Source organism: Delftia sp. WSY_22 (assembly GCF_043104185.1).
Classification (GTDB): Bacteria; Pseudomonadota; Gammaproteobacteria; order Burkholderiales; family Burkholderiaceae_C; genus Comamonas; species Comamonas tsuruhatensis.
The window spans coordinates 1-12431 of record NZ_JBICKN010000050.1; the positions used below are offsets into that span (position 1 = coordinate 1).

At 62.3% G+C, this 12431-nt stretch carries 8 protein-coding genes and 1 tRNA gene; all 9 read left to right on the forward strand.

The genetic code is table 11. From position 1 onward, the window contains the following. The first annotated feature begins 12 nt into the window (after nucleotides 1–12). The 9 genes from ACF8NF_RS21900 (at nucleotide 13) to rpoC (ending at nucleotide 12221) form a co-directional block, all read left to right on the forward strand. Nucleotides 13–88: transfer RNA gene (locus tag ACF8NF_RS21900), tRNA-Trp, on the forward strand. A gap of 86 nt (nucleotides 89–174) precedes the next feature. Further along, the gene (gene secE, locus ACF8NF_RS21905) at nucleotides 175–558 is read left to right on the forward strand and encodes a preprotein translocase subunit SecE (protein ID WP_012202436.1); all 384 of its coding nucleotides are present in this window, start codon (nucleotides 175–177) and stop codon (nucleotides 556–558) included. Then, the gene (gene nusG, locus ACF8NF_RS21910; protein ID WP_016450388.1) at nucleotides 558–1142 is read left to right on the forward strand and encodes a transcription termination/antitermination protein NusG; all 585 of its coding nucleotides are present in this window, start codon (nucleotides 558–560) and stop codon (nucleotides 1140–1142) included. Before secE ends, nusG begins: the two co-directional genes overlap by 1 nt. A gap of 139 nt (nucleotides 1143–1281) precedes the next feature. Then, nucleotides 1282–1713: a 50S ribosomal protein L11 gene (gene rplK / locus ACF8NF_RS21915; RefSeq protein ID WP_012202438.1), complete on the forward strand. Its 432-nt coding sequence runs from the start codon at nucleotides 1282–1284 to the stop codon at nucleotides 1711–1713. Then, on the forward strand, nucleotides 1714–2409 hold the full coding sequence (gene rplA / locus ACF8NF_RS21920) for a 50S ribosomal protein L1 (RefSeq protein WP_016450389.1): 696 nt from the start codon (nucleotides 1714–1716) through the stop codon (nucleotides 2407–2409). Nucleotides 2410–2635: 226 nt separating this feature from the next. Then, nucleotides 2636–3163, forward strand: a complete 528-nt coding sequence (gene rplJ, locus ACF8NF_RS21925; protein WP_016450390.1) for a 50S ribosomal protein L10 — start codon at nucleotides 2636–2638, stop codon at nucleotides 3161–3163. 37 nt (nucleotides 3164–3200) lie between these two features. Next, the gene (gene rplL, locus ACF8NF_RS21930; protein WP_012202441.1) at nucleotides 3201–3578 is read left to right on the forward strand and encodes a 50S ribosomal protein L7/L12; all 378 of its coding nucleotides are present in this window, start codon (nucleotides 3201–3203) and stop codon (nucleotides 3576–3578) included. A gap of 277 nt (nucleotides 3579–3855) precedes the next feature. Then, the gene (gene rpoB / locus ACF8NF_RS21935; RefSeq protein WP_016450391.1) at nucleotides 3856–7968 is read left to right on the forward strand and encodes a DNA-directed RNA polymerase subunit beta; all 4113 of its coding nucleotides are present in this window, start codon (nucleotides 3856–3858) and stop codon (nucleotides 7966–7968) included. A 23-nt stretch (nucleotides 7969–7991) separates the two neighbouring features. Continuing rightward, nucleotides 7992–12221, forward strand: a complete 4230-nt coding sequence (gene rpoC, locus ACF8NF_RS21940) for a DNA-directed RNA polymerase subunit beta' (RefSeq protein WP_016450392.1) — start codon at nucleotides 7992–7994, stop codon at nucleotides 12219–12221. The last annotated feature ends 210 nt before the right edge of the window (nucleotides 12222–12431 follow it).

Genomic DNA, 12431 nt, shown 5'->3' on the forward strand with positions numbered 1-12431 from the left:
TAACTGATTCGTAGGGGTATAGCTCAATTGGCAGAGCGTCGGTCTCCAAAACCGAAGGTTGTAGGTTCGATTCCTACTGCCCCTGCCACCTGATGGTGGAATCGCAACGAGCCCGCCCCAAAGCGGGCTTCGGTGTCTTGGCGTTGCGCAAAAAATGCGCATTAGAAATGGATTATGGCCACTACTCAGGTTGAAACGGTCAGCTCCGGAGCTGACAAAGCCAAGCTTGCCGCAGTCGCGGCTTTAGTCGTTGCTGCGATCGCAGGTTTCTATCTGCTGAGCAAGCAAGGTCCCATCGTTCAGTGGCTGGTGCTGCTGGTCGGTCTGGCTGCGGCTGCTGGCACGTTCCTTGTTTCCGAGCCCGGAAAGCGTTTCGTCAGCTTTGCGCAGGATGCCTGGCGCGAAGTCAAGAAGGTCGTCTGGCCGACGCGCAAGGAGACCATGCAGATGACCTTGTACGTCTTCGGCTTTGTGGTCATCATGGCCTTGTTCCTGTGGTTCACGGACAAGACGCTGGAGTGGGTCCTGTATGACCTGATTTTGGGCTGGAGGAAGTAATGGATGCTGTCGAAACAGGTGTGAACGACGGAGGGGCAACGCCTGCCAATCCGGATCTGCGCTGGTACATCGTCCATGCCTACTCCGGCATGGAAAAGGCCGTGGAGCGCAACATCATCGAGCGCATCGCGCGTTCGGACATGCAGTCCAAGTTCGGTCGCATCCTGGTTCCCACCGAGGAAGTGGTGGAGATGAAGAACGGCCAGCGCCGTACCACCGAACGCCGCTTGTTCCCTGGCTACGTGTTCGTCGAGATGGTCATGGACGACGACACCTGGCACCTGGTCAAGCACACCAGCAAGGTGACGGGTTTCGTGGGTGGTGCCAAGAACCGCCCAGCACCGATCTCCGAAGAGGAAGTGCGCAAGATCGTCAGCCAGATGCAGGAAGGCACGGACAAGCCGCGCCACAAGATCGAATTCATGCCCGGCGAACTGGTGCGTGTCAAGGAAGGCCCCTTCACGGACTTCAATGGCTCGGTCGAAGAGGTCAACTACGAAAAGAGCCGCCTGCGCGTCTCGGTGATGATCTTCGGTCGCTCCACGCCGGTCGAGCTTGAATTTGCCCAGGTTGAAAAAACCTGAGTTACCGCTTACAATCTCTGGCTCTGCATTTTTAGGCTCGGTGCAGGGCGTGTCAGCAAGAGTCTTTTAACCCCCGGGGAGCTGCCGGCTGCAACTGTTGTTGGTTGGCCGGCGGCGCTATACCCGCAAGGAGCATTCAATGGCGAAGAAAATCGTCGGCTTCATCAAGCTGCAAGTGCCAGCTGGTAAGGCCAATCCCTCTCCTCCGATCGGTCCTGCGCTGGGTCAGCGCGGCCTCAACATCATGGAATTCTGCAAGGCGTTCAACGCCCAGACCCAAGGTGTCGAGCCCGGCCTGCCCCTGCCCGTGGTCATCACGGCCTTTGCCGACAAGAGCTTCACCTTCATCATCAAGACGCCTCCGGCGACTGTGCTGATCAAGAAGGCCATCAAGCTGGACAAGGGCTCCTCCAACCCCCTGAAGAACAAGGTCGGCAAGATCACCCGCGCTCAGCTGGAAGAGATCGCCAACACCAAGCTGAAGGACATGAACGCTGCTGACGTCGACGCCGCCGTGCGTACGCTGGCTGGTTCGGCCCGTTCGATGGGCGTGATTGTGGAGGGCGTGTAAATGGCCAAGTTGACCAAGAAGCAAAAGGCTCTCCAGGGCAAGGTGGAGTCCACCAAGCTGTACGCTTTCGCCGACGCCGTGGCGCTGGTGAAGGAAGCCGCCACCGCCAAGTTCGATGAATCCATCGACGTGGCCGTGCAACTGGGCGTGGACGCCAAGAAGTCTGACCAAGTGGTTCGTGGCGCCGTCGTGCTGCCCCACGGCACTGGCAAGACCGCCCGCGTGGCCGTGTTCGCCCAAGGCGCCAAGGCTGAAGAAGCCAAGGCTGCTGGCGCCGACGTGGTCGGCATGGACGACCTGGCTGCCCGCGTGAAGGCTGGCGACATGCCCTTCGACGTGGTCATCGCTGCCCCCGACGCCATGCGCGTCGTCGGTACGCTGGGTCAGATCCTGGGCCCGCGCGGCCTGATGCCCAACCCCAAGGTGGGTACGGTGACTCCCGATGTGGCCACGGCCGTGAAGAACGCCAAGGCTGGTCAGGTGCAATACCGCGTCGACAAGGCCGGCATCATCCACGCCACCATCGGCCGCCGCTCGTTCGACAACGAGAAGCTGCAAGGCAACCTGGCTGCGCTGATCGACGCCCTGAACAAGTCCAAGCCCGCCTCGAGCAAGGGCCTGTACCTGCGCAAGGTGGCTGTTTCGTCGACCATGGGTGTGGGCGTTCGCGTCGACACGCAAACCATCTCGGCCTGATAGCCAAGAAATCTTGAGGCGGCTTGCGGGCTGCCTCAGTGGTGGGCCGGCGCAGCGATGCGCCGGGTCATCCAAGACCGTTGGTGTGCCTTGCGGCACTTAAACCTCAGGGGCCAACGCAGATGGCGATCCCGCTGCAGATGGATGCATTTCCAAAACAGTTGGTCGCTGCAACAAGAGCGCGCATGAGGGGCCTGCCCCGAGTGTGCATTTGAAGGAGTAGACCTTGAGTCTTAATCGCAGTGAGAAAGAAGCGGTCATCAATGAAGTGACCAGCCTCGCCGCAAAAGCTCAAACGCTTGTGATCGCGGAATACCGCGGCATCACGGTCGCCGACATGACCAAACTGCGCGTTGACGCCCGCAGCAAGGGTGTGAGCCTGAGCGTGTTGAAGAACACGCTGGCCCGCCGTGCTGTGGCTGGCAGCCAGTTCGACGTTGTCGCCGACCAGATGACCGGCCCTCTGATCTATGGCTTCTCTGAAGACGCAGTGGCTGCCGCCAAGGTGGTGGCCGACTTCGCGAAAACCAACGACAAGCTGGTGATCCGCGGTGGTGCGTTTGCAGGCAAGGCCCTGGACGTGAACGGTGTGAAGCAACTGGCGAACATCCCCTCGAAGGAAGTTCTGCTGGCACAACTGTGTGGCTTGCTGATGTCGCCTATCTCGCGTACGGCCGTTGTGCTGGGCGCCCTGGCGGCAAAGAAGAGCGAAGGCTCTGCCGAAGAACCGGCAGCCGAAGCAGTCGCAGCCTGAGCGCGCGGCAGTTAACCAATATTGTTAGGAAATCAAAATGGCATTCGATAAAGACGCATTTCTGACCGCGCTCGACGGCATGACGGTCCTGGAACTCAATGACCTGGTGAAGGCCATTGAAGAGAAGTTCGGCGTGAGCGCTGCCGCCATGGCCGCTCCCGCTGCTGGTGGCGCTGCTGGCGGCGCTGCTGCTGCAGAAGAAAAGACCGAGTTCAACGTTGTGCTGACCGAAGCCGGCGCGAACAAGGTTTCCGTCATCAAGGCCGTGCGTGAAATCACCGGCCTGGGTCTGAAGGAAGCCAAGGACCTGGTCGACGGCGCTCCCAAGAACGTCAAGGAAGGCGTTGCCAAGGCTGACGCTGAAGCCGCTGTGAAGAAGCTGGTGGAAGCCGGTGCCAAGGCTGAACTGAAGTAATTCAGTCCTCTCAAGGGCTGGAGGCTCCGAAAAAGGGCCTCCAGCCTTTGGCGCTTGTGGAGAGCGTATCCATAGAGCACACTAGAAAGCGGTCTGGAGCAGCCTGTTTTCTAGTGTCTTCTGACAACCCGACAGCAGAAGATGCCTTGGTTCGGGCGATGTGCAACGCATCGCCGTCAGCCATGGTTGGTAGTGGCCAACCGCCAAGCCCGCAGGGAGCTTTCCATGTGGGGCAGTCGTCGCAGACCCAGGACTCATGTCTTTGCCCGGAGATCTCATGGCCTATTCTTACACCGAACGCAAGCGAATCCGCAAAAGCTTCGGGAGCCGCGACAGCGTGCTCGAAGTGCCTTACCTGCTGCAGATGCAAAAAGATGCATATACCGCATTCTTGCAGGCAGATGTAGCCCCCAAAAAACGCACCATCGAAGGCCTGCAAGCGGCCTTCAACTCTGCCTTCCCCATCGTCTCCCACAACGGTTTTGTGGAGATGAAGTTCGTCGAGTACAACCTCGCCAAGCCTGCTTTCGATGTGCGCGAGTGCCAGACCCGTGGTCTGACCTTCGCCTCTGCCGTGCGCGCCAAGGTTCAGCTGATCATCTATGACCGTGAGTCTTCGACCTCGCAGTCCAAGGTGGTCAAGGAAGTCAAGGAGCAAGAGGTCTACATGGGCGAAGTGCCCCTGATGACCGACAAGGGCTCGTTCATCATCAACGGCACCGAGCGCGTCATCGTCTCGCAGCTGCACCGCTCGCCTGGCGTGTTCTTCGAACACGACAAGGGCAAGACCCACAGCTCGGGCAAGCTGCTGTTCTCGGCACGCATCATTCCTTACCGCGGTTCGTGGCTGGACTTCGAGTTCGACCCCAAGGACCTGCTGTTCTTCCGCGTCGACCGTCGTCGCAAGATGCCCGTGTCCATTCTGCTGAAGGCCATCGGCCTGACGCCGGAATCGATCCTGGCCAATTTCTTCGTCAACGACAACTTCCGCCTCATGGATTCGGGCGCGCAGATGGAGTTCGTCCCCGAGCGCCTGCGCGGCGAGGTCGCGCGCTTCGACATCACCGACAAGTCGGGCAAGGTCGTGGTCGCCAAGGACAAGCGCGTCACTGCTCGCCACACGCGTGAGCTGGAGCAGTCGGGCACCAAGTTCATCAGCGTCCCCGAAGATTTCCTGATCGGCCGCGTGGTCGCCAAGAACATCGTCGATCCGGACACTGGCGAGATCATCGCCAAGGCCAACGAAGAGCTGACCGAGTCCCTGCTCAAGAAGCTGCGCAGCGCCGGCATCCAGGATCTGCAGTGCATCTACACGAACGAGCTGGACCAGGGCGCCTACATTTCGCAGACCCTGCGCACCGACGAAACCGTCGATGAGTTCGCTGCGCGCGTGGCCATCTACCGCATGATGCGCCCCGGCGAGCCGCCGACCGAGGACGCCGTGCAGGCCCTGTTCCAGCGCCTGTTCTACAACCCCGACACCTACGATCTTTCGCGCGTGGGCCGGATGAAGTTCAACGCCAAGGTCGGCCGCGATGGCGCCACCGGCCCCATGGTGCTGTCCAACGAGGACATCCTGGCCGTGGTCAAGATCCTGGTGGATCTGCGCAACGGCAAGGGCGAGGTCGATGACATCGACCACCTGGGCAACCGCCGCGTGCGTTGCGTGGGCGAACTGGCTGAGAACCAGTACCGCACGGGCCTGGCACGTATCGAGAAGGCCGTGAAGGAGCGTCTGGGTCAGGCCGAGCAAGAGCCGCTAATGCCCCATGACCTGATCAACAGCAAGCCGATTTCGGCCGCCCTGAAGGAATTCTTCGGTGCGTCGCAGCTGTCGCAGTTCATGGACCAGACCAATCCTCTGGCCGAAATCACGCACAAGCGTCGCGTCTCGGCCCTGGGCCCGGGCGGTCTGACGCGCGAGCGCGCAGGCTTCGAAGTGCGCGACGTGCACGTGACCCACTACGGCCGCGTCTGCCCTATCGAAACGCCTGAAGGCCCGAACATCGGCCTGATCAATTCGCTGGCCCTGTACGCCCGCCTGAACGAGTACGGCTTCATCGAGACGCCTTACCGTCGCGTGGCCGACGGCAAGGTCACGATGGAGATCGACTACCTGTCGGCCATCGAGGAAGGCAAGTACATCATCGCCCAGGCCAATGCCGAGCTGGATGCCGAAGGCCGCCTGATCGGCGACCTGGTGTCGGCGCGCGAAAAGGGTGATTCGACCCTGGTGTCGGCCGAGCGCGTTCAGTACATGGACGTGTCGCCCGCACAGATCGTGTCGGTGGCTGCCTCGCTGATTCCGTTCCTGGAGCACGATGACGCGAACCGCGCATTGATGGGCGCCAACATGTCGCGTCAGGCCGTGCCTGTGCTGCGTCCCGAAAAGCCCATGGTGGGCACGGGCATCGAGCGCGTGGCGGCAGTGGACTCCGGCACCGTGGTGACGGCAACCCGCGGCGGTATCGTGGACTATGTCGATGCAACGCGCATCGTGGTCCGCGTGAACGATGCGGAAGCCGTGGCCGGCGAAGTCGGCGTGGACATCTACAACCTCATCAAGTACCAGCGTTCCAACCAGAACACCAACATCCACCAGCGTCCCATCGTCAAGCGTGGCGACAAGCTGGCCAAGGGTGACGTGGTGGCCGACGGCGCATCGACCGACCTGGGCGAAATCGCCATCGGTCAGAACATGCTGATCGCCTTCATGCCCTGGAACGGCTACAACTTCGAGGATTCGATCCTGATCAACGAGCGCGTGGTGGCCGAAGACCGCTACACCTCGATCCACATCGAAGAACTCGTGGTGATGGCCCGCGACACCAAGCTCGGTGCCGAGGAAATCACGCGCGACATCCCGAACCTGTCCGAGCAGCAGCTCAACCGCCTGGACGAGTCCGGCATCATCTACGTGGGTGCGGAAGTACAGCCCGGCGATGTGCTGGTCGGCAAGGTCACGCCCAAGGGCGAGACCACGCTGACGCCTGAAGAGAAGCTGCTGCGCGCCATCTTCGGCGAGAAGGCTTCCGACGTGAAGGACACCTCGCTGCGCGTGGACCAGGGCTCGCAAGGCACCGTGATCGACGTGCAGGTCTTCACCCGTGAAGGCATCCAGCGCGACAAGCGTGCCCAGCAGATCATCGACGATGAACTCAAGCGCTACCGCCTGGACCTGAACGACCAGCTGCGCATCGTCGAGGCCGACGCCTTCGACCGTATCGAGAAGCTGCTCAATGGCCGCGTGGCCAACGGCGGCCCGCAAAAGCTGGCCAAGGGCGCCAAGATCGACAAGGCCTACCTGGACGGCGTGGAGAAGTTCCACTGGTTCGACATCCGTCCTGCAGAGGACGAGGTCGCCACCCAGCTCGAGTCCATCAAGAACTCGCTGGAGCAGACGCGCCACAGCTTCGACCTGGCTTTCGAAGAAAAGCGCAAGAAGCTCACCCAGGGCGACGAGCTGCCCGCTGGCGTGCTCAAGATGGTCAAGGTCTACCTGGCCGTCAAGCGCCGCCTGCAGCCCGGCGACAAGATGGCCGGCCGCCACGGCAACAAGGGCGTGGTCTCCAAGATCGTTCCGGTCGAGGACATGCCCTACATGGCCGACGGCTCCACTGCCGACATCGTGCTGAACCCGCTGGGCGTGCCTTCGCGCATGAACATCGGCCAGGTGCTGGAAGTGCATCTGGGCTGGGCCGGCAAGGGCCTGGGCCAGCGCATCGGCGACATGCTGCAGCAGGAAGCCCGTGCCGCCGAAATCCGTGCCTTCATGGAAGAGATCTACAACTCGCGCGGCCGCAAGGAAGACCTGGCCCAGCTCGATGACAACGAGATCGTGTCCATGGCGCAGGCGCTGACCACGGGCGTGCCGTTTGCCACGCCGGTGTTCGACGGCGCTTCCGAGCAGGAAATCCAGGACATGCTGCATCTGGCATATCCGGAAGAGCTGAAGGAGCGCAAGGGCCTGACCGAAAGCCGCACGCAGGCCTACCTGTATGACGGCCGCACCGGTGACCGCTTCGAGCGTCCGACCACCATCGGCTACATGCACTACCTGAAGCTGCACCACTTGGTCGACGACAAGATGCACGCCCGCTCCACGGGTCCGTACTCTCTGGTGACGCAGCAGCCCCTGGGCGGCAAGGCCCAGTTCGGCGGCCAGCGTTTCGGGGAAATGGAAGTGTGGGCGCTGGAAGCCTACGGCGCCGCCTATGTGCTGCAGGAAATGCTGACCGTGAAGTCCGACGACGTGGTGGGCCGTACCAAGGTGTACGAATCCATCGTCAAGGGCGAGCACGCCATCGAGGCAGGCATGCCCGAGTCGTTCAACGTGCTGGTCAAGGAAATCCGCTCCCTGGGCCTCGACATCGAGCTTGAGCGTTCTTAAATATTGAAAAGGGAAAGAGTCTTATGAAATCTCTACTCGACCTGTTCAAGCAATTCACGCCCGATGAGCATTTCGATGCCATCAAGATCGGTCTGGCTTCTCCCGAGAAGATCCGTTCCTGGTCCTTCGGCGAGGTGAAGAAGCCCGAGACCATCAACTACCGCACGTTCAAGCCCGAGCGCGATGGTCTGTTCTGCGCCAAGATCTTTGGCCCCATCAAGGACTACGAGTGCCTGTGCGGCAAGTACAAGCGCCTCAAGCACCGCGGCGTGATCTGCGAGAAGTGCGGCGTCGAAGTGACCCAGACCAAGGTGCGCCGCGAGCGCATGGGCCACATCGACCTGGCTGCGCCCTGCGCCCACATCTGGTTCCTGAAGTCGCTGCCGTCGCGTCTGGGCCTGGTGCTCGACATGACGCTGCGCGACATCGAGCGCGTGCTGTACTTCGAAGCCTACGTGGTGACCGACCCCGGCATGACCCCGCTGAAGAAGTTCAGCATCATGACCGAGGACGACTACGAGGCCAAGCGCACCGAGTACGGTGACGAGTTCGAAGCCAAGATGGGCGCCGAAGGCATCAAGGACCTGCTCGAAGGCATCGACATCGACGTCGAGACCGAGCGCCTGCGCGGCGACCTGACCGGCTCCGAAGTCAAGGTCAAGAAGAACGCCAAGCGCCTGAAGCTGCTGGAAGCGTTCAAGAAGTCCGGCATCAAGCCGGGCTGGATGGTCATGGAAGTGCTGCCCGTGCTGCCCCCGGACCTGCGTCCGCTGGTGCCGCTGGACGGCGGCCGCTTCGCAACGTCCGACCTGAACGACCTGTATCGCCGCGTCATCAACCGCAACTCGCGTCTGCGCCGCCTGCTGGAGCTGAAGGCTCCGGAAATCATCGCGCGCAACGAAAAGCGCATGCTGCAGGAAGCAGTGGACTCGCTGCTGGACAACGGCCGCCGTGGCAAGGCCATGACGGGCGCCAACAAGCGTGCCCTGAAGTCGCTGGCCGACATGATCAAGGGCAAGAGCGGCCGTTTCCGCCAGAACTTGCTGGGCAAGCGCGTGGACTACTCGGGCCGTTCCGTGATCACGGTGGGTCCGTACCTCAAGCTGCACCAGTGCGGTCTGCCCAAGCTGATGGCGCTGGAACTGTTCAAGCCCTTCATCTTCGCGCAGCTCGAGCAGCGCGGCATCGCCACCACCATCAAGGCGGCGAAGAAGGAAGTGGAATCCGGCACGCCCGTGGTGTGGGACATCCTCGAAGAGGTCATCAAGGAGCACCCGGTCATGCTGAACCGTGCTCCCACGCTTCACCGCCTGGGCATCCAGGCCTTCGAGCCCATCCTGATCGAAGGCAAGGCCATCCAGCTGCACCCGCTCGTCTGCGCGGCCTTCAACGCCGACTTCGACGGTGACCAGATGGCCGTCCACGTTCCGCTGTCGGTGGAAGCACAGATGGAAGCCCGCACGCTGATGCTGGCCTCCAACAACGTGCTGTTCCCCGCATCGGGCGAGCCCTCCATCGTTCCTTCGCAGGACGTGGTGCTGGGTCTGTACCACGCGACGCGCGAGCGCATCAACGGCAAGGGCGAGGGCATGGTCTTCGCCGACATCGGCGAAGTGCAGCGCGCGCTGGACGCCGAGCAGGTCGAGCTGGCCGCCAAGATCAGCGTTCGCCTGACCGAGTGGACGAAGAACAAGGACTCCGGCGAGTTCGAGCCTTCGACCAGCCTGGTGGAAACCACCGTGGGCCGCGCCCTGATGTCCGAGATCCTTCCCAAGGGCCTGCCGTTCAGCCACATGAACAAGGCGCTCAAGAAGAAGGAGATCTCCAAGCTCATCAATGCCTCGTTCCGCAAGTGCGGTCTGAAGGCCACGGTGGTGTTTGCCGACAAGCTGCTGCAAAACGGCTTCCGCCTGTCCACGCACGCCGGCATCTCGATCGCCATCGGCGACATGCTGGTGCCGCCGCAAAAGGCCGAGATCATCGGCCGTGCCGAAGCCGAGGTGAAAGAGATCGAACAGCAGTACGTCTCCGGTCTCGTGACCGCTGGCGAGCGCTACAACAAGGTGGTGGACATCTGGGGCAAGGCCGGCGACGAAGTCTCCAAGGTCATGATGGCCCAGCTGGCCAAGGAAAAGGTCATCGACCGCCACGGCAACGAAGTCGAGCAGGAATCGTTCAACGCCATCTACATGATGGCCGACTCCGGCGCCCGCGGCTCGGCCGCGCAGATCCGCCAGCTGGCCGGCATGCGTGGCCTGATGGCCAAGCCTGACGGCTCCATCATCGAGACGCCCATTACGGCGAACTTCCGTGAAGGCCTGAACGTTCTGCAGTACTTCATCTCCACCCACGGCGCCCGAAAGGGTCTGGCCGACACGGCGTTGAAGACGGCCAACTCCGGCTACCTGACGCGTCGTCTGGTGGACGTGACGCAGGATCTGGTGGTCAACGAGGACGATTGCGGCACGAGCAATGGCGCACTGATGCGCGCCATCGTCGAAGGCGGTGAAGTCATCGAATCGCTGCGCGACCGCGTGCTGGGCCGTACCACGGCCGAGGACGTCGTGCATCCCGAGACGCTGGCCGTGCTGCTGCCCGCAGGCACGCTGCTCAACGAAGACGTGATCGACGAGCTGGAGTCGCAAGGCGTGGACGAGATCAAGGTCCGCACCGCGCTGACCTGCGAAACCCGCTACGGCCTGTGCGCCAAGTGCTACGGCCGCGACCTGGGCCGCGGCGGCCTGATCAACCTCGGCGAAGCCGTGGGTGTGATCGCCGCCCAGTCCATCGGCGAGCCCGGCACGCAGCTGACCATGCGTACCTTCCACATCGGTGGTGCCGCTTCGCGCGCTGCCATCGCCTCGAGCGTGGAAGCCAAGTCCAACGGCTCCATCAGCTTCAACAGCACGATGCGCTACGTCAGCAACACCAAGGGTGAGCTGGTCGTGATTTCGCGTTCGGGCGAAATCGTCATCAGCGACAACGGCCGCGAGCGTGAGCGCCACAAGGTGCCTTACGGTGCCGTGCTGACCGTCAGGCCCGACCAGCAGGTCAAGGCCGGTCTGATCCTGGCCAACTGGGATCCGCTGACCCGACCCATCATTACCGAGTACGCCGGCCAGGTGCGCTTCGAGAATGTGGAAGAGGGCCTGACCGTGGCCAAGCAGGTCGACGAAGTGACCGGCCTGTCCACGCTGGTGGTGATCGATCCCAAGCGCCGTGGCTCTGCCAAGGTCGTGCGTCCCCAGGTCAAGCTGATCGATGCCAACAACCAGGAAGTCAAGATCCCCGGCACCGACCACTCGGTGACGATCGGCTTCCAGGTCGGCGCGCTGATCCAGGTGCGTGACGGCCAGGACGTGGGCCCCGGCGAAGTGCTGGCCCGTATCCCTGTCGAAGGCCAGAAGACCCGCGACATTACCGGCGGTCTGCCCCGCGTGGCCGAGCTGTTCGAAGCCCGCACGCCCAAGGACAAGGGCACGCTGGCCGAGATGACCGGCACCATTTCCTTCGGCAAGGAAACCAAGGGCAAGGTGCGCATGCAGATCACCGATCTGGATGGCAAGGTCTGGGAAGAACTCGTGCCCAAGGAAAAGAACATCCTGGTGCACGAAGGCCAGGTGGTCAACAAGGGTGAGTCCATCGTCGACGGCCCGGCCGATCCGCAGGACATCCTGCGCCTGCTGGGCATCGAGGAGCTGTCGCGCTACATCGTCGATGAAGTGCAGGACGTCTACCGCCTGCAGGGTGTGAAGATCAACGACAAGCACATCGAGGTGATCGTTCGCCAGATGCTGCGCCGCGTCGTGGTCGAGAACACCGGCGACTCGACCTACATCGCTGGCGAGCAGGTCGAGCGTTCGGAGATCCTCAATACCAACGAGGCGCTGCAGCGCGAAGGCAAGATCCCTGCCACGTACTCCAACGTGCTGCTGGGTATTACCAAGGCATCGCTGTCGACCGACTCCTTCATCTCTGCCGCGTCGTTCCAGGAAACGACCCGCGTGCTCACCGAGGCTGCCATCATGGGCAAGCGCGACGAGCTGCGTGGCTTGAAGGAAAACGTCATCGTGGGTCGCCTGATCCCCGCCGGTACGGGTCTGGCATACCACCAGGCGCGCAAGGCCAAGGACGCCATGGACGACGCAGAGCGCCGCGCCATCGCCGATGCCGAAGCGGCCGAACTGGCCGGTGTGATGGCTGACGACGACGCTGGCGTGGCTGCCGTCGCCGGTGACGCTTCCGCTGACTGATAGGCGGTGTCACCCCCTGAGCGGCTGTGCCGCTTCCCCCTCTCTCGCTACGCGGGAGGGGGACGACGCCCTCGCTGCGGGGGCGGCCCTTGCTCGGCGTCCCTCTTGTTGGGACATGCTGTCTCCTAGAGCAGTGCATGGCGCAAGTGCTTGATGATGTGACGCTCCCGGCCTGCCCTGCGCAGGCGGGAGCGTTTTTCTTTGGGAATA